23 protein-coding genes and 2 tRNA genes are annotated in these 24,406 nt (G+C 58.7%); 9 read left to right on the forward strand and 16 right to left on the reverse strand.

Annotated features, from left to right (window positions below):
* Position 1: 1 nt before the first annotated feature.
* The 11 genes from BMW97_RS10050 to mltB form a co-directional block, all read right to left on the reverse strand.
* Positions 2 to 78, reverse strand: a tRNA-Arg gene (locus tag BMW97_RS10050).
* Positions 79 to 82: 4 nt separating this feature from the next.
* Positions 83 to 175, reverse strand: a tRNA-Ser gene (locus BMW97_RS10055).
* A 342-nt stretch (positions 176 to 517) separates the two neighbouring features.
* Positions 518 to 703, reverse strand: coding sequence for a carbon storage regulator CsrA (csrA, locus tag BMW97_RS10060; RefSeq protein WP_000906486.1), 186 nt, complete (start codon positions 701 to 703; stop codon positions 518 to 520).
* A 241-nt stretch (positions 704 to 944) separates the two neighbouring features.
* Positions 945 to 3,572 (reverse strand): alanine--tRNA ligase, encoded by a 2,628-nt coding sequence (alaS, locus tag BMW97_RS10065; RefSeq protein ID WP_008499543.1) that lies wholly within the window; start codon positions 3,570 to 3,572, stop codon positions 945 to 947.
* Between the two features lie 131 nt (positions 3,573 to 3,703).
* Positions 3,704 to 4,204 carry a recombination regulator RecX gene (recX, locus tag BMW97_RS10070; protein WP_045908521.1) on the reverse strand — a complete coding sequence of 167 codons (501 nt, stop codon included), beginning with the start codon at positions 4,202 to 4,204 and terminating at the stop codon, positions 3,704 to 3,706.
* A gap of 69 nt (positions 4,205 to 4,273) precedes the next feature.
* Complete coding sequence (recA, locus tag BMW97_RS10075; protein WP_024907698.1) at positions 4,274 to 5,332, reverse strand: recombinase RecA; 1,059 nt, start codon at positions 5,330 to 5,332, stop codon at positions 4,274 to 4,276.
* 89 nt (positions 5,333 to 5,421) lie between these two features.
* Positions 5,422 to 5,919, reverse strand: coding sequence for a nicotinamide-nucleotide amidase (gene pncC, locus BMW97_RS10080; protein WP_045908520.1), 498 nt, complete (start codon positions 5,917 to 5,919; stop codon positions 5,422 to 5,424).
* A 129-nt stretch (positions 5,920 to 6,048) separates the two neighbouring features.
* Positions 6,049 to 6,927 (reverse strand): metal ABC transporter substrate-binding protein, encoded by an 879-nt coding sequence (locus tag BMW97_RS10085; RefSeq protein WP_045908519.1) that lies wholly within the window; start codon positions 6,925 to 6,927, stop codon positions 6,049 to 6,051.
* Between the two features lie 14 nt (positions 6,928 to 6,941).
* The gene (locus tag BMW97_RS10090; protein WP_090392709.1) at positions 6,942 to 7,802 is read right to left on the reverse strand and encodes a metal ABC transporter permease; all 861 of its coding nucleotides are present in this window, start codon (positions 7,800 to 7,802) and stop codon (positions 6,942 to 6,944) included.
* Entirely contained in the window at positions 7,799 to 8,452 is a 654-nt protein-coding gene (locus BMW97_RS10095) for a metal ABC transporter ATP-binding protein (protein ID WP_045908518.1), read from the reverse strand. Before BMW97_RS10095 ends, BMW97_RS10090 begins: the two co-directional genes overlap by 4 nt.
* A 300-nt stretch (positions 8,453 to 8,752) precedes the next feature.
* Positions 8,753 to 9,853 carry a lytic murein transglycosylase B gene (gene mltB / locus BMW97_RS10100; RefSeq protein ID WP_045908517.1) on the reverse strand — a complete coding sequence of 367 codons (1,101 nt, stop codon included), beginning with the start codon at positions 9,851 to 9,853 and terminating at the stop codon, positions 8,753 to 8,755.
* Positions 9,854 to 10,104: 251 nt separating this feature from the next.
* Between mltB and srlA the strand changes: the two genes are divergently transcribed.
* From srlA to gutQ, 7 genes are all read left to right on the forward strand, one after another.
* Positions 10,105 to 10,668 (forward strand): PTS glucitol/sorbitol transporter subunit IIC, encoded by a 564-nt coding sequence (gene srlA, locus BMW97_RS10105; RefSeq protein WP_003862164.1) that lies wholly within the window; start codon positions 10,105 to 10,107, stop codon positions 10,666 to 10,668.
* Positions 10,665 to 11,624 carry a PTS glucitol/sorbitol transporter subunit IIB gene (locus tag BMW97_RS10110; protein ID WP_039025237.1) on the forward strand — a complete coding sequence of 320 codons (960 nt, stop codon included), beginning with the start codon at positions 10,665 to 10,667 and terminating at the stop codon, positions 11,622 to 11,624. Before srlA ends, BMW97_RS10110 begins: the two co-directional genes overlap by 4 nt.
* A gap of 12 nt (positions 11,625 to 11,636) precedes the next feature.
* Positions 11,637 to 11,999, forward strand: coding sequence for a PTS glucitol/sorbitol transporter subunit IIA (gene srlB / locus BMW97_RS10115; protein WP_045908516.1), 363 nt, complete (start codon positions 11,637 to 11,639; stop codon positions 11,997 to 11,999).
* Between the two features lie 14 nt (positions 12,000 to 12,013).
* The gene (srlD, locus tag BMW97_RS10120; protein ID WP_023294411.1) at positions 12,014 to 12,793 is read left to right on the forward strand and encodes a sorbitol-6-phosphate dehydrogenase; all 780 of its coding nucleotides are present in this window, start codon (positions 12,014 to 12,016) and stop codon (positions 12,791 to 12,793) included.
* Positions 12,794 to 12,885: 92 nt separating this feature from the next.
* Positions 12,886 to 13,245: a transcriptional regulator GutM gene (gene gutM, locus BMW97_RS10125; protein WP_045908515.1), complete on the forward strand. Its 360-nt coding sequence runs from the start codon at positions 12,886 to 12,888 to the stop codon at positions 13,243 to 13,245.
* Between the two features lie 63 nt (positions 13,246 to 13,308).
* The gene (locus BMW97_RS10130; RefSeq protein WP_032640855.1) at positions 13,309 to 14,082 is read left to right on the forward strand and encodes a glucitol operon DNA-binding transcriptional repressor SrlR; all 774 of its coding nucleotides are present in this window, start codon (positions 13,309 to 13,311) and stop codon (positions 14,080 to 14,082) included.
* Entirely contained in the window at positions 14,075 to 15,040 is a 966-nt protein-coding gene (gene gutQ, locus BMW97_RS10135; RefSeq protein WP_045908514.1) for an arabinose-5-phosphate isomerase GutQ, read from the forward strand. Before BMW97_RS10130 ends, gutQ begins: the two co-directional genes overlap by 8 nt.
* Here gutQ and norR read toward each other — a convergent pair.
* Positions 15,037 to 16,551, reverse strand: coding sequence for a nitric oxide reductase transcriptional regulator NorR (gene norR / locus BMW97_RS10140; protein WP_045908523.1), 1,515 nt, complete (start codon positions 16,549 to 16,551; stop codon positions 15,037 to 15,039). The genes gutQ and norR overlap by 4 nt on opposite strands.
* Before the next feature lie 189 nt (positions 16,552 to 16,740).
* Between norR and norV the strand changes: the two genes are divergently transcribed.
* Positions 16,741 to 18,183, forward strand: coding sequence for an anaerobic nitric oxide reductase flavorubredoxin (gene norV / locus BMW97_RS10145; RefSeq protein ID WP_090392904.1), 1,443 nt, complete (start codon positions 16,741 to 16,743; stop codon positions 18,181 to 18,183).
* On the forward strand, positions 18,180 to 19,313 hold the full coding sequence (gene norW / locus BMW97_RS10150; protein ID WP_045908513.1) for an NADH:flavorubredoxin reductase NorW: 1,134 nt from the start codon (positions 18,180 to 18,182) through the stop codon (positions 19,311 to 19,313). The genes norV and norW overlap by 4 nt, the downstream gene beginning before the upstream one ends.
* 81 nt (positions 19,314 to 19,394) lie before the next feature.
* Here norW and BMW97_RS10155 read toward each other — a convergent pair whose 3' ends face one another.
* The 4 genes from BMW97_RS10155 to BMW97_RS10170 form a co-directional block, all read right to left on the reverse strand.
* The gene (locus BMW97_RS10155) at positions 19,395 to 20,417 is read right to left on the reverse strand and encodes a HoxN/HupN/NixA family nickel/cobalt transporter (RefSeq protein ID WP_045908512.1); all 1,023 of its coding nucleotides are present in this window, start codon (positions 20,415 to 20,417) and stop codon (positions 19,395 to 19,397) included.
* The gene (gene hypF, locus BMW97_RS10160) at positions 20,395 to 22,635 is read right to left on the reverse strand and encodes a carbamoyltransferase HypF (RefSeq protein ID WP_045908511.1); all 2,241 of its coding nucleotides are present in this window, start codon (positions 22,633 to 22,635) and stop codon (positions 20,395 to 20,397) included. Before hypF ends, BMW97_RS10155 begins: the two co-directional genes overlap by 23 nt.
* 5 nt (positions 22,636 to 22,640) lie before the next feature.
* The gene (gene hydN / locus BMW97_RS10165; protein ID WP_029739520.1) at positions 22,641 to 23,186 is read right to left on the reverse strand and encodes an electron transport protein HydN; all 546 of its coding nucleotides are present in this window, start codon (positions 23,184 to 23,186) and stop codon (positions 22,641 to 22,643) included.
* Between the two features lie 134 nt (positions 23,187 to 23,320).
* Positions 23,321 to 24,334, reverse strand: coding sequence for a LacI family DNA-binding transcriptional regulator (locus BMW97_RS10170; RefSeq protein ID WP_045908510.1), 1,014 nt, complete (start codon positions 24,332 to 24,334; stop codon positions 23,321 to 23,323).
* Positions 24,335 to 24,406: the final 72 nt, after the last annotated feature.

Here is a 24,406-nt window from a genome sequence, read left to right on the forward strand (position 1 = left end):
ATGGTGCATCCGGGAGGATTCGAACCTCCGACCGCTCGGTTCGTAGCCGAGTACTCTATCCAGCTGAGCTACGGATGCAAAATGGCGGTGAGGCGGGGATTCGAACCCCGGATGCAGCTTTTGACCGCATACTCCCTTAGCAGGGGAGCGCCTTCAGCCTCTCGGCCACCTCACCACACAACGCCTCTTTCGAGTGCTTCGAGCAACTCGTTAAGAGCTTCTCGTCGCTGCGTGGCGCATATATTACTTTCTGGGACTTATAAGTCAAACAATTTTCCAAAAGCTTTTATCGTTTGCACAAATCACACGCAATTCGCATGTAAAAGCCGCAAAGAGGGTGTTTTATAAGCGGATTTTGCAGGCATCTTCACAGAAAACTGATGCAGAAAGGACAGTGTTGGGACGAGATAAGGGTAGCGGAGTGGTTAAAAAGAGAGCGATTGAAATTAAACGGTAACTTTGAGCAGGAAAAATAGCGGGAGGGTTGCGTCTCGCCCGACAGCGAGACGCGACAATATCAGTAACTGGACTGCTGGGATTTTTCAGCCTGGATACGCTGGTAGATCTCTTCACGGTGGACAGATACTTCTTTAGGAGCGTTAACACCAATACGTACCTGGTTACCCTTTACCCCTAAAACTGTCACGGTGACCTCATCCCCAATCATGAGGGTCTCACCAACTCGACGAGTCAGAATCAGCATTCTTTGCTCCTTGAAAGATTAAAAGAGTCGGGTCTCTTGTATCCCGGCATTATCCATCATATAACGCCAAAAAGTAAGCGATGACAAACACGTAAAGTGTAAGCAGTCACGGCATCACATTCTGTTAAACGTAAGTTTAGCCGATATACACAAACTCAACCTGACTTTATCGTTATCGATAGCACAGTGAACAAGACGCCATAACGTTACCGCTATGGCGTCTGCTTGTGCTTTGTAGTTATTACAGTTTCGCGCTTACCCAGCTTTCAACGCTGGCTAATGCCGCAGGAAGTGCCGCCGCATCCGTACCACCGGCTTGCGCCATGTCCGGACGACCGCCACCCTTGCCGCCCACCTGCTGAGCGACCATACCAATCAGTTCCCCTGCTTTTACGCGGTCAGTCACATCCTTAGAGACGCCCGCAATCAGAGAAACCTTACCTTCTGCCACTGTCGCCAGCACGATAACGGTCGAACCAAGCTGGTTCTTGAGATCGTCGACCATAGTACGCAGCATCTTAGGCTCAACGCCCGCCAGATCGCTGACCAGCAGTTTGACGCCCTTAATGTCTACAGCCTTGCTGGAGAGGTTTGCACTCTCCTGCGCCGCAGCCTGCTCTTTCAGCTGCTGCAGCTCTTTTTCCAGCTGACGCGTGCGATCCAGCGCAACGCGCACTTTCTCGCCCAGGTTCTGGCTATCGCCTTTCAGCAGCTGCGCGATGTCGTGCAGCTGATCGCTCTGCGCATGCAGGCTGGCAATCGCACCTTCACCGGTCACCGCTTCAATACGACGCACACCTGCCGCCGTTCCCGACTCGGAAACAATGCGGAACAGGCCGATATCACCGGTGCGCGAGGCGTGCGTACCGCCGCACAGCTCGGTAGAGAAGTCGCCCATGCTCAGCACGCGAACGCGCTCGTCGTATTTCTCGCCAAACAGCGCCATCGCACCTTTTTTCTTCGCGTCTTCGAGATCCATGATATGGGTCTCGATTGGCAGGTTACGACGGATCTGCGCGTTCACCAGATCTTCCACCGCACGGATTTCAGACGGCTTCATCGCTTCAAAATGCGAGAAGTCGAAGCGCAGCACTTTGTCGTTAACCAGAGAACCTTTCTGTGCAACATGGGTACCGAGTACGTCGCGCAGGGCAGCGTGCATCAGGTGGGTTGCCGAGTGGTTCAGACGAATGCGCGCGCGGCGAGCTTCATCAACGTTAGCCTGGACGCCCTCGCCCACTTTCAGAGAACCGGAAACCAGTTTGCCCTGGTGACCAATCGCCTGACCGTATTTTTGGGTGTCGGTCACGCTGAAGCTAAAGCCATTGCCCTTCAGTTCGCCTTTATCGCCAACCTGGCCGCCGGATTCGGCGTAGAACGGCGTTTTGTCCAGAATGACTACGGCTTCCTGGCCCGCGCTGATGCTGTCTACGGCTTTACCGTCAACAAACAGAGCGGTCACTTTGCCGGTCAGTTCCAGCGCCTCATAGCCTTTGAATTCAGACGCGCTATCAACGCGGATCATCGCGTTGTAGTCTGCACCGAAGCCGCTGGACTCGCGCGCACGACGGCGCTGCTCTTCCATCGCGGCTTCGAAGCCCGCTTCGTCAACTTTGATGTTACGCTCGCGGCAAACGTCCGCCGTCAGGTCAACCGGGAAGCCGTAGGTATCGTACAGGCGGAAAGCAGTTTCGCCATCCAGCGTGTCGCCCTTAAGCTTCGCCAGTTCTTCGTCCAGCAGCGCCAGACCACGCTCCAGCGTACGGGCAAACTGCTCTTCTTCGGTTTTCAGAACCTGCTCTACCTGCGCCTGCTGGCGTTTCAGCTCGTCACCGGCTGACCCCATCACGCCAATCAGTGGCCCAACGAGTTTATAGAAGAAGGTGTCTTTCGCGCCCAGCATGTTGCCGTGACGGATAGCACGACGAATGATACGACGCAGCACGTAGCCACGGTTTTCATTTGACGGGATAACGCCATCGGCAATCAGGAACGCGCAGGAACGAATGTGGTCCGCGATAACGCGCAGCGATTTGTTGTTCAGATCGGTCGCGCCGGTCACTTCGGCAACGGCTTTGATCAGGGTGCTGAACAGGTCAATCTCATAGTTGGAGTTAACGTGCTGCAGTACCGCGGCAATACGCTCCAGACCCATACCGGTATCAACGGACGGCTTCGGCAGCGGCTCCATCGTACCGTCGGCCTGACGGTTAAACTGCATGAAGACGATGTTCCAGATCTCAATGTAGCGATCGCCGTCTTCTTCCGGGCTGCCAGGAGGGCCGCCCCAGATGTGGTCGCCGTGATCGTAGAAGATCTCGGTGCACGGACCGCAAGGACCGGTGTCACCCATCTGCCAGAAGTTGTCGGACGCGTAAGGCGCGCCTTTGTTATCGCCGATGCGAATAATACGCTCGCGCGGGATCCCGACTTCTTTTTCCCAGATTTCGTAGGCTTCGTCATCGGTTTCATAGACGGTAACCCACAGACGCTCTTTCGGCAGGTTGAACCAGTTTTCACCGGTCAGCAGTTCCCACGCATATTGAATAGCATCGTGTTTAAAGTAGTCGCCGAAGCTGAAGTTACCCAGCATTTCGAAGAAGGTGTGGTGACGCGCGGTGTAACCGACGTTTTCCAGGTCGTTGTGTTTACCGCCCGCACGCACGCAACGCTGTGAGGTTGTGGCGCGGGAATAATTACGCTTGTCGAGACCAAGGAACACATCCTTGAACTGGTTCATCCCGGCGTTGGTAAACAGCAGAGTCGGATCGTTGTTCGGTACCAGGGAGCTGCTGGCAACAACCTGGTGTCCCTTACTATGGAAAAAATCGAGAAACGCCTGACGGATCTCAGCGGTGCTCTTGCTCATAATTATCCTGAAATCAAGCTAACGAAATGTCGTAGCCAGCCTGTATCGGTAAACCGTTGGACAGACCAGCTACTGGAAAAAGTGGGAATAAGATAAGTTTTCTTTGGTGGGAAGTAAAATCCCGCATGCGTTCAATCGGCAAAATTACGCCAGATATCCTGAATATCTTCCATCAGGAAGCCGCGGTAGAGCAAAAAGCGCTGGATTTTGACTTTTTCTGAAAATTCACGCGGCAGCGGTTCGCCGTACTTACGAATGGCCTGCTCTTTTGCCAGCTCGCACCAGTCAATGTCGCATTCGCGCATCGCTTTTTCGATGGACTCCCGGGCCACCCCTTTCTGGTTTAGCTCCTGCCGGATGCGCCCGGGCCCGTATCCCTTGCGGCCACGGCTGGCGAGAAACCGCGAGGCAAAACGCTCGTCATCAAGATAGCGATGCTCATAGCACCATGCGATGACGCGGTCATAATCTTCCGCGGTGGCATCAATCTCTTCCGGGCCATTTTTACTCATCACCGGTGCCGACAGTTTTCGCCGCAGCTCCTGTTCACTGTGGTCACGAACGGCCAGGATGCGCACCGCGCGATCCAGTAGGCGTGCATACGCGGGTCGACGTGTTGTCGGTTCACTCATAAAAAAACCTGCTGATTCAGAAATGCAAAAAGGGCCGCATCAGCAGCCCTTCATTGTTAAACGAAAGAATTAAAAGTCTTCGTTAGTTTCTTCAGCATCCGCGCTATCAACCGCGAAATCTGGCGTGGAGTCCTGGTTGTTCAGCAGCAGCTCACGCACTTTCTTCTCGATCTCTTTCGCCGCAGCCGGGTTCTCTTTCAGCCAGGAGATGGCATTCGCTTTACCCTGACCAATCTTGTCACCGTTGTAGCTGTACCAGGCGCCCGCTTTTTCAATCAGCTTCTCTTTCACGCCCAGGTCAACCAGCTCACCGAAGAAGTTGATCCCTTCACCATAGAGGATCTGGAACTCAGCCTGCTTGAACGGCGCAGCGATTTTGTTCTTCACAACCTTGACGCGGGTTTCACTACCCACCACGTTCTCACCCTCTTTCACCGCGCCAATACGGCGGATATCCAGACGGACAGAGGCGTAGAATTTCAGGGCGTTACCCCCGGTCGTGGTTTCCGGGTTACCGAACATCACGCCGATTTTCATACGGATCTGGTTGATGAAGATCAGCAGCGTGTTGGACTGCTTCAGGTTACCCGCCAGCTTACGCATCGCCTGGCTCATCATACGTGCCGCGAGGCCCATGTGAGAGTCGCCGATTTCACCTTCGATTTCCGCTTTTGGCGTCAATGCAGCCACGGAGTCGACCACGATAACGTCAACAGCACCAGAACGCGCCAGCGCGTCACAAATTTCCAGCGCCTGCTCACCAGTGTCCGGCTGAGAACACAGCAGGTTGTCGATATCGACGCCCAGCTTACGGGCATACACAGGGTCCAGCGCGTGCTCGGCATCGATAAACGCACAGGTTTTACCTTCGCGCTGTGCTGCGGCAATGACCTGCAGCGTCAGGGTGGTTTTACCGGAGGACTCTGGCCCGTAGATCTCTACGATACGGCCCATAGGCAGACCGCCAGCGCCCAGCGCGATATCCAGAGAAAGCGAACCGGTGGAGATGGTTTCCACATCCATGGAACGGTCTTCACCCAGGCGCATGATGGAGCCTTTACCGAATTGCTTTTCGATCTGGCCCAGTGCTGCCGCCAACGCTTTCTGTTTGTTTTCGTCGATAGCCATTATTACTCCTGTCATGCCGGGAGAAGCGACTGTGCTTCACCGTGGATTTCTGTTCTGTTGGTGCAATTATACTGTATGGTCATACAGTATCAAGTGTTTTGTAGAAATTGTTGCCAGAGCGTTTTTAACGCATAAACGGTTGCCTGACGACGCACGCTTTCGCGATCGCCGCTAAAGCACTCCCGCCGGGTGATCCCTTCACCTTTCGCGGTGGCAAAACCAAACCAGACGGTACCGACAGGCTTCACGTCGCTGCCGCCGTCCGGCCCCGCGATGCCGCTAATGGAAATGGCGAAATCTGCACGCGCCGCTTTGAGCGCGCCAATCGCCATCTCGATGACCACCGGTTCGCTGACCGCGCCGTGCTGTTCCAGCGTGGATTCGCGCACACCAATCATCTGTGCTTTAGCTTCGTTACTGTAGGTCACAAATCCGCGTTCAAACCAGGCGGAACTGCCGGCAATATCGGTAATCGCTTTCGCCACCCAGCCGCCGGTGCAGGACTCAGCGGTGGTAAGGGTCGCCCCACGTTGCTTAAGCGCAAGGCCAACTATCTCGCTAAGCTGCATCAATTCATGGTCAGTCATTCTCGCTCCAGGCATCAGAAAAACGTGCTGCACAAGATAGCACTTTCTCGTCAGATGTGGGGATGCGCTTCGGGTTTTACGAGGGTGCTTCAGAAAAAAGCCGGTGCGGGCGCACCGGCCGTGGAAAGGTTATTTCATGCTGTTGGCGAGCGTATTCACATTGTGGCGAAACGCCTTAACGTAGGTGTCTGCCACCCCGCCTTTGGCCGACAGCGCTTCGGGGTAAAGCTCGCCCCCTGGCTGCGCACCCGTCGCCGATGCAATTTGCTTCACCAGACGCGGATCGAGCTGATTTTCCATAAACCAGGTTTTTACGCCGTCGGCTTTGATCTGATTGATAATCTCAGCAACCTGCGCCGCGCTGGCCTCGCTCTCGGAGGACAGTCCCTGCGGCGCCATAAACCTCACGCCGTAGGCACGGCTGAAATAGCCGAACGCGTCATGGCTGGTCAACACGTTACGCTTCGCCTGCGGGATCTGGCTTAAGCGCGTTTTGGCCCAGCTATCCAGCTGGTTAAGCTGCGTGATATAGGGTTTACCGGAGGCTTCCAGCGCGGCTTTGTCCTGCGGATCGGCTTTCACCAGCCCGTTCAGAATATTTTGTGCATACAGCGCCCCGTTCGCCGCGCTGTTCCACGCGTGTGGATCGGTCACGGTCTTTCCATCTTCCTCAAGCGTGTGGGTTTTCACCCCGGTTGAGGCAACGACCAGTTGTCCTTTGAACCCGGAGGCTTTCACCAGACGGTCAAGCCAGCCCTCCAGCCCCAGGCCGTTTACCACTACCACATCGGCCTTGCTCAGCGCCGCGCTGTCTTTCGGCGACGGCTCGAAGGTATGCGGATCGCCGTCCGGCCCCACCAGCGTCGTCACTTTCACATGGTCACCGCCCACCTCCTGAGTGATATCCCCCAGTATCGAAAAGCTGGTGACCACATTCAGCGTTTTCGCCATCACGCCGTGCGACATCATCCCCAGCGCGAGCGCCACTGCTAATCCTGTACGTTTCATCGTTTCCCCTTGCGTTAAAAATACGCCCGCAGACTGCCAGCGAGCCTGCTTCGCGTACCCAATAAAATGGAAATAAAGAACAGCGCGCTGGCAGTGAGCACGATGGATGGCCCGGCCGGAAGACTCATCGCCCAGGAGAGGCTCAGCCCCAGCCATGCGCAGAAAATACCGCTGATGCCCGCCATCAGGAGTAACGCCGGTAGCGTGCGTACCCAGCAGCGAGCTGCCACAGCCGGCAGCATCATCAGACCAACGGCCATCAGCGTGCCGAGCACCTGAAAACCGGCCACCAGGTTAAGGACCAGCAGCGCCAGAAACAGTCCGTGCAACAGGCCGGGCAGCCAGCGGGCGTTCACCTGTAGCCAGGCGGTGTCAAACGCTTCGGTAACCAGGCCGCGATAGAACATCGCCAGCACAATAAGGGTGAACATGCACACGCCCGTGACAAACAGCGCGGCGTCGTTGTCCACGGCGAGGATGGAGCCAAACAGCAAATGCAGCAGATCGACATTCGACCCACGAAGCGACACCAGCGTAACCCCCAGGGCCAGTGAGCCAAGATAAAACCCGGCAAAGCTGGCATCTTCCTTAAGCGGCGTGCGGCGACTGACCAGACCGGCCAGCAGCGCCACGGTAATGCCCGCGATATAACCGCCGATACTCATCGCCAGCAGTGACATGCCGCTGAGCAAGTATCCCACGGCGACGCCCGGTAAAATGGCGTGAGAAAGGGCGTCGCCCATCAGGCTCATCCGGCGCAGCTGAAGAAACACGCCAAGCGCGGTGGTGCTGACCGAGAGCGCCAGGCAAACCACCAGCGCGCGACGCATAAAGCCGTACTCGATAAACGGCTGAAAAAAGAGATGCCAGATCATGCCACCCTCACCCGCTCGGTTTTCCATTGAGGAACGTCAGCATCCAGCCGTAACGTCTGCGGGAAGTGGCGCGACACGCGCTCGCTGTCGTGCAGTACCGCGAGCAGCGTTTGCCCCTGCATATACATCTCCAGCATCACATCCATCAGCACGTTGCAGGTGGCCTCATCGACCCCGGTAAAGGGCTCATCCAGCATCACCAGCGGCGCCTGCTGCACCAGGACGCGGGCGAACAGCATGCGCTGGAACTGGCCGCCGGAGAGCTCATCGATGGTGGATAACGCCATGGATTCCAGCCCGACGCGCTCAAGCGCGCTGGCAATGCGCAGCCGCGTTTCGCGGCGAAACCCGGAAAACAGCGAAATGCCAGGCCAGCAGCCCATGCTTACCACGTCCCGAACGGTCAGCGGAAACTGCGCCTCCAGCGCGTGGCGCTGTGCCAGCCAGCCGATTACCGGACGCTTTCCCTGCCAGCGAAAACTGCCGCTTACGGGCGGGATAAACCCGGCGAGCGTTTTCAGTAAGGTAGATTTCCCGCAGCCGTTAGCGCCGACAATCGCGGTCATACTTCCACGCGCAATCGTGCCCGAGAGGGGCCGCGTAACGGGCTGGCGTTCATAACCCGCGACCAGTTCATTCATCACAATCATGGCAACGCCACCGCCCAGCGCACGGCCAGCCCGAGAACGACAATAAGCACCAGCGCCAGCAAAAGCCGAACCGGAGCAGACAGAGAAAAAAGGGACGTTGACATCTCGATACCAGTTTAAATGTTATAACATAACAATAATGAAAGGTGGTTAAGATGTAAATGGCAGGTTTGAAAAGGGAGTGTGGCGAAATGTTTCTGCAAAACGCCCTCTCCCATGGGAGAGGGCATCAGGCCGCACTGTGTGCGCAGCCATGCCGGGTGGCGGCGTTGCCTTACCCGGCCTACCCGTCGGGGTAACTTACTGACTAAACGGTGACGCCGCCGGCACGCGGGCCTGCGATACCGCCAGCCCCAGCTGCCATACGGCCATCGCATAGTGGGTGCTGTGGTTATAGCGGGTGATGGTGTAGAAGTTCGGCAGTCCGTACCAGTACTGATAGCCCGTTCCAACATCCAGACGCAGCAGGCTCGCCTGCTGTGCATTGCCCAGCGGCTGCGTTGGCGTTAAGCCTGCCGCGGTCAGCTGCGAAATGCTGTAGTTAGTTTTGAAGCCATTTTCCAGCCCCGGCGCCTGACCGTTAGCCTGCACCGCCACCTGGCCGCCCGGCACCCAGCCGTGCGCTTTGAAGTAGTTCGCCACGCTGCCGATGGCATCCACCGGATCCCACAGGTTGATATGGCCATCGCCGTTAAAGTCGACGGCATACTGTTTATAGGACGACGGCATAAACTGGCCGTAACCCATCGCGCCGGCAAACGACCCTTTCAGATCGAGCGGATCGTCCTGTTCGTTACGCGCCATCAGCAGGAAGGTTTCCAGCTCGGAAGAGAAATACTCCGCGCGGCGCGGGTAGTTAAAGGAGAGCGTCGCCAGCGCGTCCAGGATGCGGGTTTTGCCCATCACGCGGCCCCAGCGGGTTTCCACACCGATAATCCCGACGATGATTTCAGGCGGTACGCCGTACACCTGCCACGCGCGGTTGAGCGCCTCTTCATACTGATTCCAGAACGCCACGCCGTTTTGCACGTTGTCCGGGGTAATGAACTGTTTGCGATAGCGCAGCCACGCCCCGTTTGGCCCGCTCGGCACCTGGGCCGTCGGCGCCTGTCTGTCCATCAGGCGCAGCACGTAGTCCAGACGCTTGGCCTGAGACAAAATTTCGTGCAGCTGCTGTCTATCAAAGCCGTGTTTGCTCACCATTTTATCGATGAACTGCTCGGCCGCCGGGTTATTCGCGAAGTCGCCGCCCATCTGCATCATATTGTGCTGCGGCTCCAGCAGGAATCCTCCGGAAGGCGCGCCCGCCGTTTGCTGAACGGCTTCGGTCTTAGGTTTGCTACTACAGGCAGACAGCAGAATAAGCGCAGGCAACAGCGCTGCATAACGACGCTTGAACATGAGACATCCATTTAACGGGTTCGATAAGAACCCAGTATGGTAAAGCATCCGCAACACCTCAAGGAAGCGGTACGCACCTCCCCAACGCAAATCCGTGCTTTTTTCCCCCGAAAATCATTCACCACGTCAATTAACTTTCAAAATAATACATTTTTCTTTCATTGTGAGATCCAACTAACACTTTAAAACCTTTCAAAGTGATTATTATTAACCGCAGATAGACAAAAACAAACGCCCTACAGGAGAGAAGAATGATAGAAACCATCACCCACGGCGCCGAGTGGTTCATCGGGCTGTTTCAGAAAGGCGGAGAAGTGTTCACCGGCATGGTGACCGGGATCCTGCCCCTGCTGATCAGCCTGCTGGTTATCATGAACGCGCTGATTAACTTTATCGGGCAGCAGCGTATTGAACGCTTCGCCCAGCGCTGCGCCGGAAACCCGCTGTCCCGCTACCTGATACTGCCCTTTATCGGCACCTTCGTGTTCTGCAACCCGATGACCTTAAGCCTCGGCCGCTTTATGCCTGAGAAGTACAAGCCGAGCTATTACGCCGCCGCCTCCTACAGCTGCCATTCGATGAACGGCCTGTTCCCGCACATCAACCCCGGCGAGCTGTTTGTTTATCTCGGGATCGCCAGCGGCCTTACCACGCTTGGCCTGCCGCTCGGCCCGCTTGCGGTGAGCTACCTGCTGGTCGGTCTGGTCACCAACTTCTTCCGCGGCTGGGTGACCGACCTCACCACCGCTATTTTCGAGAAAAAAATGGGCATCCAGCTTGAACAGAAGGTCCATCTTTCAGGAGCCACAGCATGAACCGGATCCGCATTGAGAAAGGCACGGGCGGCTGGGGCGGCCCGCTGGAGTTCGACGCCACCGAAGGCAAAAAGATTGTTTACATCACCGCGGGTACCCGCCCGGCGATCGTCGACAGGCTGCGCGAGCTGACGGGCTGGGAAGCGGTCGACGGCTTCAAGGAAGGCGAACCGCCGGAAGCGGAAATCGGTGTGGCGGTGATCGACTGCGGCGGCACGCTGCGCTGCGGCATCTACCCGAAGCGCCGCATTCCAACGGTAAATATTCACTCCACCGGGAAATCCGGCCCGCTGGCGCAGTACATCCTCGAAGACATTTATGTCTCGGGCGTTAAGGAAGACAACATCACCCTGGTGAAGGGGACGTCTGCACCGCAAAAAGCGGCTCCGCGCGAGTACGACACCAGCAAGAAAATTACCGAGCAGAGCGATGGCCTGCTGGCGAAAGTCGGGATGGGCATGGGTTCCGCCGTGGCGGTGCTGTTCCAGTCCGGGCGCGACACCATCGACACGGTGCTGAAGACCATTCTGCCGTTTATGGCGTTCGTCTCGGCGCTGATCGGCATCATCATGGCCTCCGGCCTGGGCGACTGGATTGCCCACGGCCTCGCCCCGCTTGCCAGCCACCCGCTTGGGCTGGTGACGCTGGCGCTGATCTGCTCCTTCCCGCTGCTGTCGCCGTTCCTCGGCCCGGGCGCGGTGATTGCTCAGGTCATCGGCGTGCTGATTGGCGTGCAGATTGGTCTGGGGAACATTCCCCCGCACCTCGCCCTGCCCGCCCTGTTTGCCATTAACGCCCAGGCGGCGTGCGACTTTATCCCTGTGGGGCTGTCGCTGGCGGAAGCACGCCAGGACACCGTGCGCGTGGGCGTGCCGTCCGTGCTGGTCAGCCGCTTCCTGACGGGCGCGCCGACGGTGCTGATTGCCTGGTTTGTTTCCGGCTTTATTTATCAATAAGAGGTGCCTGCTATGACCGTGATTTACCAGACCACTATTACCCGCATCGGCCAGAGCGCCGCCGACGCGCTGAGCGACCAGATGCTGATCACCTTTCGCGAAGGGGCGCCTGCTGATATCGAAGAGTTTTGCTTCATCCACTGCCACGGCGAGCTGAACGGTGAGCTGAAGGCCGGGAGCCAGCTGGAGCTGGGCGAGGCGCGCTATGCCGTGACCGCCGTCGGCGACGTCGCTGAACAAAACCTGCGCGAGCTGGGCCACATCACCCTGCGTTTCGACGGCCAGCCGCAGGCGGAGTATCCCGGCACGGTTCACGTAACGGGCCCGGTTCCGCAGGCTGTCACCCCAGGCTGCACGTTAAAATTTGTTGCGTAATTAAGGAGATAGACATGAGTCAGGTTGCCGTTGTCATTGGTGGGGGACAAACCTTAGGCGAGTTCCTCTGCCGTGGGCTTGCCGCAGAGGGTTACCGCGTGGCGGTAGTGGACATCCAGAGTGAAAAAGCCGCCCGCGTGGCGGACACCATCAACACCGAGTTTGGTGAAGGAATGGCGTACGGGTTTGGCGCCGACGCCACCAGCGAGCAGAGCGTGATGGCGCTGGCCCGCGGCGTGGACGAGATTTTTGGCCGTACCGACCTGCTGGTCTACAGCGCGGGAATTGCGAAAGCGGCCTTTATCAGCGATTTCGAGCTGGGGGATTTTGACCGCTCGCTGCAGGTCAATCTGGTGGGCTATTTCCTCTGTGCCCGCGAGTTTTCCCGTCTGATGATCCGCGACGGCATTCAGGGGCGCATCATTCAGATCAACTCTAAATCGGGAAAAGTGGGCAGCAAGCATAACTCCGGCTACAGCGCGGCGAAGTTTGGCGGCGTGGGGCTGACGCAGTCTCTGGCGCTGGATCTGGCCGAATACGGCATTACCGTTCACTCGCTGATGCTCGGCAACCTGCTGAAATCGCCGATGTTCCAGTCCCTGCTGCCGCAGTACGCCACCAAGCTCGGCATCAAAGCGGAAGAAGTGGAGCAGTACTACATCGATAAAGTGCCGCTCAAGCGCGGGTGCGATTACCAGGACGTGCTGAACATGCTGCTGTTTTACGCCAGCCCGAAAGCCTCGTACTGCACCGGACAGTCGATTAACGTCACCGGCGGGCAGGTGATGTTCTGAGTTCATTCCCCGGTGGCGCTGCGCTTACCGGGGCTACCATCCCCGTAGGCCGGGTAAGGCGCAGCCGCCACCCGGCCATTAAAGGAGCAGATATGGTTACCGCACTCATCACCGTCGCCGCCCTCGCCTGGCTCTGCCAGATGGCTTTCGGCGGCTGGCAAATCCACCAGTTTAACCGCGCGTTTGACGCCCTGTGCCAGAAAGGCCGCGTGGGCGTCGGACGTTCCGGCGGACGCTTTAAACCACGCGTCGTCGTGGCTATTGCGCTGGATGAAAACAATAACGTCTGCGATTCCCTCATCATGCGCGGCATGACCGTCTTTGCCCGTCCGGTGAAAATCCAGGCAATCAACGGCATTTCGCTGCAGGAATTACAGCCTGATGTGATCTTTCCCCATGATCCACTCTGTCAGAATGCACTATCATTAGCGCTTAATCTGAAACATGGATAATTTCGTTGTGAAAGATATAGACTTGCGAAATTATCATTTCGCAACCTAAGGAACGAAGCGCCTATGAAACCTCGTCAGCGCCAGGCGGCCATTCTTGAGCATCTGCAAAAGCAGGGAAAATGCTCGGTAGAGGATCTGGCCCACTACTTTGACACCACCGGCACAACGATACGCAAGGACCTCGTATTGCTCGAAAACTCTGGCGCCGTTATTCGAACCTACGGCGGCGTGGTGCTCAATAAAGACGAAGCCGATCCGCCTATCGACCACAAAACGCTGATCAATACCCACCAGAAAGCGCTGATTGCCGAAGCCGCCGTAAAATTTATCCACGATGGCGACTCCATCATTCTGGATGCCGGCAGCACCGTCCTGCAGATGATCCCGCTGCTCAGCCGCTTTAACAACATCACGGTGATGACCAACAGCCTGCACATCGTCAACGCCCTGTCGGAGTTCGACAGCGAGCAGACCATCCTGATGCCCGGCGGGACCTTCCGCAAAAAATCCGCCTCATTTCACGGACAGCTGGCGGAGAACGCCTTCGACCACTTCAGCTTTGATAAACTGTTCATGGGCACCGACGGCATCGATCTGAACGCGGGCGTCACGACGTTCAACGAAGTGTTCAGCGTCAGTAAAGCCATGTGCAACGCCGCGCGGGAAGTGATTTTGATGGCAGACTCGTCGAAGTTTGGCCGCAAAAGCCCCAACATTGTCTGTAGCCTGGAAAGCGTCGACAAGCTGATTACCGACGCGGGTATCGATCCGGCGTTCAAAAAAGCGCTGGAAGAGAAAGGCATCGACGTGATCGTAACCGGAGAGAGAGATGAGTGATTTTCTGTTAGAAACGGGCCGCCAGACGCTGATGCTGGAGCTGCAGGAAGCCAGCCGCCTGCCGGAACGTCTGGGCGAGGATTTTGTCCGCGCCGCCAACACCATTATCCACTGCGAAGGCAAAGTGATCGTGGCGGGCATCGGTAAATCCGGCCACATCGGCAAAAAGATTGCCGCGACGCTGGCCAGCACCGGCACCCCGGCCTTCTTCGTGCATCCTGCAGAGGCGCTGCACGGCGATCTGGGAATGATTGAGAGCCGCGACGTGATGCTGTTTATCTCCTACTCCGGTTCGGCAAAAGAGCTGGATCTCATCATTCCGCGTCTGCAGGAAAAATCGGTTGCCCTGCTGGCGATGACCGGGAAATCCCGCTCGCCGCTGGCGCTGGCCGCCAAAGCAACGCTGGATATTTCCGTTGAGCGTGAAGCCTGTCCGATGCACCTCGCCCCGACCTCCAGCACCGTGAATACCCTGATGATGGGCGACGCGCTGGCGATGGCGGTGATGCAGGCGCGTGGGTTTAACGAAGAAGATTTCGCCCGCTCGCATCCGGCGGGGGCGCTCGGGGCACGCCTGCTCAACAAGGTTCACCACCTGATGCGCACTGACGATGCGATTCCGCAGGTCAAACTCAATACCAGCGTCATGGACGCGATGCTGGAGCTCAGCCGCACCGGTCTGGGGCTGGTGGCGGTGTGCGATGACGACGGGTACGTCAAAGGCGTATTCACCGACGGCGACCTGCGCCGCTGGCTGGTGGGCGGCGGCAAGCTGGACACAAACGTGTCGGACGCCATGACCCAGGGCGGGCTGACGCTGAACGCCGAGAGCCGCGCCATTGAAGCCAAAGAGGTGCTGATGAAGCGCAAAATCACCGCCGCACCGGTGGTGGATGACACTGGCAGGCTGTGCGGCGCCATCAACCTGCAGGATTTCTATCAGGCCGGGATTATCTAACCCTTCAGCCCGAGACGCTTCGCCAGCCGGTGCAGGTTGGCGACGTCCATCTCCAGCGCCCGGGCGCACGCCGCCCAGTTGCGGTTGTTCTGATCCAGCGCGCGGATAATCTTCTGACGCTGAAATGCCTCTGTCGCGTCACGCAGGTTTTCGCTCGTTATCTCCGGAGCTGCATGGGCAATCGTGGGTGCGGTTTCATCATGCTGCGCAAAATGCCGGGCATGTATAACCACTTCATCACCCGAACGCGTCGCTCGCGCCAGCACCACCGCGCGGTGGATCGCATGCTCCAGCTCGCGCACGTTGCCCGGCCAGCCGTAGCTCAGCAGATGGGCCCTCGCCCCCGGGCTTAACACCACGCGGGAAAGCCCCATCCTGAGACGGCACTGTTCGCAGAAATAGCCCGCCAGCAGTACCACGTCGTCCCCGCGCTCGCGCAGCGGCGGCACGGTAAGCGGGAACACGCTCAGGCGGTGGAACAGGTCGGCGCGGAACTGCCCGGCCAGCACCGCCTCACGCAGGTCGCGGTTGGTCGCCGCCAGCACGCGCACATCCACTCTTAAGCTGCGGTCATCCCCCACGCGCTGGATATCGCCGTACTGCAATACGCGCAGAAGTTTGGCCTGTAGCGACAGGGAAAGCTCGCCTATTTCATCCAGAAACAGCGTACCGTTATCGGCCATTTCGAACTTGCCGCTGCGGTTGCTAATGGCGCCGGTAAACGCTCCTTTGACGTGACCAAACAATTCGCTTTCCGCCACGCTTTCCGGCAGCGCGGCGCAGTTGAGGTACACCAGCGGATTGACCGCGCGCGGCGACGCTTCATGAATCGACTTCGCCACCAGCTCCTTGCCGGTGCCGGTCTCCCCGAAGATCAGCACGTTCAAATCGGACGCGGCAACAATCTCAATCTCTTTTTTGAGCTGCGCCATGCCCGGCGAGAGGCCAATCATCTCCGTGTGCGTGACCTGCTCAAACGCCGCCGGGCTGCCGGGAAGGATATTCTGGCTCTCCAGCTGTTCAATCAGCAGCGCGTTGTTAAGCGCCCCGGCGGCCAGCGCCGCAATGAGGCGCAGCTCCTCGTCGCTGAAGGTGTCGAACTGGTCCGGCGACATGCCGTCGAGGGTCAGCGCCCCAATCAGGTTTTGCCCGGCAAACAGCGGCAGGCCGATACAGGCATGCACCTTCAGGCTCTCCTGTCCGGGAATCAGCCCGTCGTACGGGTCGGGCAAGTCGCTGTCCGCCGGGAAACGCACCACGTCACCCGCGCGGGCAATGGTCTCCAGACGTGGATGACCTTCAAGGGTAAAGCGCCGCCCGAGCACGTCCTTCGCCAGGCCGTCGATTGCCAGGGGGATAAACTGCCGCCCTTCGTAGCGCAGCAGCGCCGAAGCGTCGCACGCCAGCACGTGGCGCAGCGTGGAGATCAGCCGCTGAAAGCGGTCCTGATGGCCGATACCGGCTTGCAGCTCAATGGCGATCTTCGCCAGCACATCTACGGAAAAGCTCATGTCTGCCTCGCTGTCATTTTGACAATGCATATTGTCATAGTGACACTGCTTTTGATAGTCAAAATGACTACCCATTACGGATCATTAAAATATAAATATATAAAAATCAATAAATTAAAAGTTGGCACGCAGCTTGATATAAGCAAACCATCCTATTTTGAAAAACGCGATATTACGCTGAGGTTTGCTATGTCTATTCTGGTTAAAAATAACATTCATTGGGTGGGTCAACGTGACTGGGAAGTGCGCGATTTCCACGGGACGGAATATAAAACGCTGCGCGGCAGCAGCTACAACAGCTATCTCATCCGCGAAGGAAAAAACGTGCTGATCGATACCGTCGATCACAAGTTCAGCCGCGAGTTCGTGCAGAACCTGCGCGGTGAAATCGACCTGAATGCCATCGACTACATCATCATCAACCATGCGGAGGAGGATCATGCCGGTGCCCTGACCGAGCTGATGTCGTATATTCCGGACACTCCGATCTACTGCACCACCAACGCCATCGACTCGATCAACGGTCATCACCACCATCCGGAGTGGAACTTCCACACCGTGAAAACGGGCGACGCGCTGGATATCGGCAATGGCAAGCAGCTGATCTTCGTGGAAACGCCCATGCTGCACTGGCCGGACAGCATGATGACCTACATGACCGGCGACGCGGTGCTGTTCAGCAACGACGCCTTCGGCCAGCACTACTGCGACGAACGCCTGTTTAATGACGAAGTGGATCAGACCGAGCTTTTCGAGCAGTGCCAACGGTACTACGCCAACATCCTGACCCCGTTCAGCCGTCTGGTCACGCCAAAAATCACCGAGCTCCTTGGCTTCAACCTGCCGGTAGAGATGATTGCCACCTCTCACGGCGTGGTGTGGCGTGAAAATCCCACCCAGATCGTCGAGCTGTACCTGAAATGGGCGGCGGATTATCAGGAAGACCGCATCACGATCTTCTACGACACCATGTCCAACAACACCCGCATGATGGCGGACGCCATTGCCCAGGGCATCAACGAAGTGGACCCGAACGTGGCGGTGAAAATCTTCAACGTGGCGCGCAGCGATAAGAACGAGGTATTAACCAACGTTTTCCGCTCTAAGGGCGTGCTGGTGGGCACCTCCACCATGAATAACGTGATGATGCCGAAGATTGCCGGTCTGGTCGAAGAGATGACCGGCCTGCGTTTTCGCAACAAGCGCGCCAGCGCCTTTGGCTCCCACGGCTGGAGCGGCGGCGCGGTAGACCGCCTTTCCACCCGTTTACAGGATGCAGGGTTTGAGATGTCGATGAGCCTGAAAGCGAAATGGCGGCCGGATATCGACGCCCTGGAAATCTGTCGCCAGCACGGCCGTGACATCGCCCGTCAGTGGGCGCTCGCACCGCTGCCGGAAACCGCCCCCGCCGCGGCGGTTGCGCCGGAAGCCATAGCTGAAGCCGCCGCTGCCGACCTCGGTCCATGCATGCAGTGCAGCGTTTGCCAGTGGATTTACGACCCGGAACGGGGCGAGCCGCTGCAGGATGTCGCCCCGGGCACGCCGTGGAGTGAGGTGCCGGACAACTTCCTCTGCCCGGAATGTTCTCTCGGGAAAGACGTCTTTGATGAACTGGCAACGGAGGCAAAATGAGCCACGGTATCGTCATTATCGGCTCGGGCTTTGCCGCCCGTCAGCTGGTGAAAAATATCCGCAAACAGGATGCTAACGTGCCGTTGACGCTGATCGCCGCCGACAGCATGGACGAGTACAACAAGCCTGATTTAAGCCACGTCATTAGCCAGAACCAGCGCGCCGACGATCTCACCCGCCAGACGGCGGGGGCGTTCGCAGAACAGTTTAACCTGCGTCTGTTTCCGTACACCTGGGTCACCGATATCGACGCCGACGCCCGTCTGGTGAAAGCGAAAGATAAAACCTGGCAGTACGACAAGCTGGTGCTGGCCACGGGTGCCTCTGCGTTTGTGCCGCCGGTTGAGGGCCGCGAGCTGATGGTCACGCTCAACAGCCAGCAGGCGTATCAGGCCAGCGAAACGGAGCTTCGCGACGCCACGCGGGTGATGATTGTCGGCGGCGGGCTGATCGGCACCGAACTGGCGATGGATTTCTGCCGTGCGGGTAAATCCGTCACCCTGGTCGACCACGCGGCGAGCATTCTGTCAGCGCTGATGCCCGCTGAAGTGAGCAGCCGCTTACAGCATCGTCTGACCGACATGGGCGTCCATCTGCTGCTGAAATCGCAGCTGCAGAGCCTGAGCAAAACCGGCACCGGCATACGTGCAACGCTCGACCGCAACCGCAGCGTGGAAGTGGATGTGGTGATTGCGGCGACAGGGTTGCGCCCGGAAACGGCACTGGCGCATCGCGCAGGCGCCGAAATCAACCGCGGCGTGAAGGTGGACTGCTACCTGCAAACTACTCAGCCGGACATTTATGCCCTGGGCGACTGCGCGGAAATTAACGGCCAGGTGCTGCCCTTTTTACAGCCGATTCAATTAAGCGCGCTGTCTCTGGCGAAAAACCTGCTCGGCGGCACTACGCCGGTGAAATTACCCGCCATGCTGGTCAAAGTGAAAACGCCGGAATTACCGCTGCATCTCGCCGGCGAAACGCAGCGTCAGGATCTGGACTGGCAGATTGCCCTTTCGCCGCAGGGCATGGTGGCGCGCGGCATCGATGCTGACGGTCAGATGCGCGCCTTTGTCGTCAGTGAAGACAGGATGAAAGAGGCCTTCGCCCTGCTGAAATCGCTCCCTGCTTAACCCTCGTAATGCCGGGTGGCGCTCCGCTTACCCGGCCTACATGCAGACCCGTGCAAGTGTAGCGCCGCCGGGCTGGGTCGTTCAGGAACGTACCACCAGCGCGTCGTAGCCGCGCCAGCGGTAATTCGCCATGGAAATCAGCCAGCAGGCGACAAACAGACCCACGACGACAAACCCGGCGTTGCCCAGATTGTCGTTCACCGTGCCAATCAGATCCCAGAGGCCGCCGCTGAGGGCAAATTTATCCATCAGCAGACCCAGCGCTTCCAGCCCGCCGATAAACAGCGCCACCACCACGGAGGTGCCGGTGATGGTCATGTTGTAGTAGAGCTTGCGCTGCGGCTTGTTAAACGCCCAGCCGTAGGCGCCGACCATCAGCAGGTTGTCGAGGGTATCTACCAGCGCCATGCCGCTGGCGAAGAGTGCCGGGAAGATCATGATTGACCACACCGACATCCCGCTGGACGCGCTGGCGGCAGAGATCCCCAGCACGCCGATCTCGGTGGCCGTATCAAAGCCGAGACCAAACAGGAAGCCAACCAGGTACATCTGCCAGCTTTTATTGACGAGGCGGAAGGTCTTGCCAAACAGCCAGTTCATTACCCCGCCCTGAGCAGGTAGCGTGATGTCATCCTGCACCGGCCTGCCGTGTTTCAGCGCCTGAAAACTGCGCCAGACGCCGCGCAGGATCACCATATTCACCAGCGCCATCGCCAGCAGGAAGGTCGCGGAAACGGCGGTACCAATCAGGCTGCCGGTTTCGTGGAACCACGCCATGTTCTTCTGAAACGCCGTGGCGGTAGCGGCGATGGCAATGGAGGCCAGCACCACGATGGTGGAGTGGCCCAGCGAGAACCACGCTCCCACGCCGGACGGGCGTTTGCCCTGCTGCATCATCTTACGCGTCACGGTATCTATGGCTGCAATGTGGTCAGCGTCCACCGCATGACGCAGTCCGTAGCACCACGCCAGCAGGCTTGCCGCCATCAGCGCCGTGCTGCCGCTAAAAGTGTGCCATGCCCATCCCCAGGCCAGCAGGTTTGCCATTACCAGAGCCAGCAGCAGAAGCGCGGCGCGAGGTTCATTGCGTAACAGTCGTAACATTTTTAGTCCTTTGTAAACATGACCGGGCAGCGGCGACCACCGCCTGTCCGAAGGAGATCGCTCCGTCACCTGCGGGCAGGCGCGAAGGAAAAAGAAGCGTAAAGTCAGAAAGATAATGACGCAGACGCGCGCACAGCAGACGGTTGTGTAATACCCCGCCGCTGAGACAGATTGTCGAAAGCGACAGGCGCCGGGCATGAAACGCGGCGAGCTCCGCCAGCCCTTTTGCCAGCGCATCGTGAAACGCCCAGGCGCGCGCGCAGGGTTCCGCCTGCCAGCTCAGCCACTGCTGCCAGAAAAGCGCGAGGTTATCCACTTCCAGCGTCACCGGATGGTCGACACCCGCGCACTGCGATGCCAGGGCTTCCAGCCGGCAGGCCGCTTCCCCTTCGTAACGCAGCGTGTCGATGCCGAGCGCACAGGCAACCGCGTCAAACAGGCGACCACAGGAAGAAGCTCGCGGCGCGTTGATGCCACGCTGGATCGCCATCGCCAGCAACGGCCAGTTCTGGTGCTGAACCGCATGGGTTTCCGGGTACTGCTGCCAGTCGGGTACAAACGCCAGACAGTGGGCGAGCAGATTACGCCACGGCTGCATGGCCGCCAGATCGCCGCCCGGCAGCGCAACAGCAGGCAGACCACCCAAATGCGCATAGTCGAGATAGCTGACCCGCAGGCACTCTCCGCCCCACAGCGCGCCGTTTTCCCCCATGCCGATCCCGTCCAGCGTCAGGGCGATAACGTCTCCGCCATCGCGCGGCCAGCCGTTTTCGGCCAGGCACGCCGCGGCGTGGGCATGATGGTGGTGTACCTCTTCAAGGGGCAACGCCTGCGCCTGCGCCCACTGACGAGCGCGATATCCCGGATGGGCATCACACACCACGCGCGCCGGCTGGAAGGCGTAAATGTCCTGCATCACCGACAGCGCGGAACGCCACTGCGCTTCCACCCCCTCGTCACCGAGATCGCCAAAATGCTGGCTCAGCACCGCCTGATTCCCACGCACCAGGCAGAAGGTGTTTTTCATCTCCGCCCCGGTGCACAGCATGGCGGGGATATTGTCGAACCCGGCAGGCAGCGTGATGGCATCGGGCACAAAACCGCGCGCGCGGCGCAGCATCGCACCGTCCCAATCCATCACCGAATCGTCCATCCGCTGCAGAATGTCACGGTTATGCAGCAGGAAACCGTCCGCGATGCCGCTGAGCTCATCCAGCGCCTGCCGGTTGGTGATGGCAGGTGGTCTGCCGCTGAGGTTGCCGGAGGTCATCACCAGCGGGCGCTGGCAGTCCATCATCAGAAGGTGCTGCAGCGGGTTCGCAGGAAGCATGATGCCCACGGAATCCAGACCGGGTGCGATACCTTCCGGGAACGCGGGCAGCCAGGCTTTTGGCGTGAGCACAATGGGTGCGGCGGGTGAGCGTAGCAGCGTCTGAACCGTCTCCGGCAGGTCATCCGCATGCGGGATCATCACCGCCAGCGGCTTCGCGGGCCGCTGCTTGCGTGACCGAAGCATCGCGATCGCCTGCGGGTTACGCGCGTCACAGACGAGGTGAAAGCCCCCTAGCCCTTTGACGGCGACAATACCGCCGCTTTTCAGCATCGCGACCGCCGCGCGCAGCGCAGCCTCGCGCTCAGCGGTCATGTCGCCCGCATGCCACATAAGCGCGGGCCCGCAGTCCGGGCAGGCGACCGGCTGGGCGTGAAAACGGCGGTCGGCAGGATTGCGGTACTCGGCTTCACACGGCCCGCAGAGCGGGAACGGCGCCATTGCCGTGGCCGGGCGGTCGTAGGGCATGGCGCGGATAATGGTAAACCGCGGCCCGCAGTGGGTGCAGTTGATAAACGGATAGCGATAACGGCGTTCGCGTGGGTCGCCCATCTCAGCCAGACACGCCGGGCAGGTCGCCGCATCGGGGACAATCTGGGTGTCCATCGTCCCGGCCGCGCTGTGGCGGATGGTAAAGTCCTCCGGCACGCGCGCCCAGGTAAACGGCTGTGCTTCCACGCGGTCAATGCGTGCCAGCGGCGGGCAGTCCTGATGCAGCCTCGCGGTAAAGGCCCCCCCATTACCCGCGAGGCGCACCAGCACGCCCTCTCCGTCATTGCAGACGTCACCGGTCAACTGAAGCGCCTGCGCCAGCTGCCAGACGAAGGGACGAAACCCGACGCCCTGCACTTTGCCGCGCACCCGCAGCTGAACGCCGTTGCTGCTCATACGGCTCAGAACAGCAGTGATGACGAGGTGTCGAACGCCGCGCGACGGCGCTTTTCGGCGCTCATCTGCTCAAGCTTGTCGCGATCCACGCAGACCAGCGCGTGCGTCGGGCAGGCTTCCATACAGGCCGGGCCGGCGTCGCGGTGGTAGCACAGGTCACATTTGTTGGCTTCGGCTTTGTCCGCGCGCACGCTCAGCCCCATACCGCTGTTGCGCACTACCGGACGAACCACCACCTCCATCGCGCCATACGGGCAGGCGACAACGCAGGTTTTGCAGCCAATGCAGCGCTCCTGCATCACGTGTACAAAGCCTTTCTCGCGTTTAATCGCCCCGTTCGGGCAGACGTTCGCGCACGGTGCGTCTTCGCACTGGCGACAGATGGCGGCGGTGGAAATATTCACGCCTTTGATGACGTGGATGCGCGGCAGGAAGGTGTCAGGGGTAAGCGACGCGCAGTCCTGCTCCGCCTGATGGGAAACCACGCACGCCACTTCACAGGTACGGCAACCAATACACTTACTGGCATCGGCCATAATAAAACGGTTCATCTGCTTCTCCAGCATTACAGTTATGCGCGGAGATATTCATAAACCGTGCCAATAATTAACTTATTGATTTTATTTCATTTTAAAAATTAAAGCGGTGCCGTCATCGTCACTTATGACGATGACAGCTGTCGACATCAGCGGTGCGGGCCGTCAATAACCGAGTCGCGCAGGACAAGCTCGCCGGAGAAAATTTGCTGATATTTAAACTCACCGCCGTCGAGCATAAAGATCAGGCGGCTGATGGTCTCTTTGATCATCTCCGTTACCGGAATGCGGACGCTGGAGAGCGACGGTACAATGTAAGGCGCGATGGCCACATCGTCGAAACCGATCACCGACACCGCGTCCGGCGTGGCCACGCCGCTGTCGTGCAGTTGCTTCATGGCACCGATGGCCATATCGTCATTGCTCGCCACCAGCGCCGTAAAGCGCTCACCCCGAGCAAGCAGTTCGGACACCGCCGCCGCGCCGCTGGCGGGGTTCCACTTCCCCTGCGCAATCAGCCCCTCGCGCAGCGAAATACCGTGCTGCGCCAGCGCGTCCTTATAGCCGGAGAGACGCTCAACCCCGGTGGGAGAATCCAGCGAGCCGGTGATAAAGGCGATCTCACGATGCCCTTTCGCAATCAGTTGTGACACCGCGTCCTGGCTGGAGGCTTTATGATCGGACCACACGCTGTGGCTGCTGTTTTTCCGCAGGCGGCGGTTGAGCACCATAATGGGCTGCTCGCACTTCTCGACGATCTCATCCATCTCTTCCACGCTCAGAAAACGCGGATAGATGATCACCGCGTCGCAGCGCATATCGAGCAGATACTGGATCGCCTCGCGCTCTTCATCGGCGCTGTGCTTGCCGTCCGCGAGGATCAGCTGCCGCCCTTTCTCCTCCGTCATGCGCGCGGCGTGAAACAGCAGCTCGCTAAAGTAGACGCCGTGATACAAGGTGTTGGTCACCACCAGGCCCAGCGTCTGGGTACGTTTGGTCGCCAGGTTGCGCGCCAGCAAATTTGGGCGATAGCCGCTCTCTTCAATGGCCTGAAACACCCGATCTTTGGTCTCCTGGCTGACATAGCCATTGCCCGACAGCACCCGGGATACCGTCGCTTTCGAAACGCCTGCCCGCTTCGCCACTTCAAGCATCGTGGTCATGTTGTTATTCCGTCTGAATCTGATGGAGCGCAGTGTACTGCACTGCAGAAAAATTGTCGCAGCGGCGACATC

This window comes from Enterobacter sp. NFIX58 (assembly GCF_900110475.1).
Classification (GTDB): domain Bacteria; phylum Pseudomonadota; class Gammaproteobacteria; order Enterobacterales; family Enterobacteriaceae; genus Enterobacter; species Enterobacter quasiroggenkampii.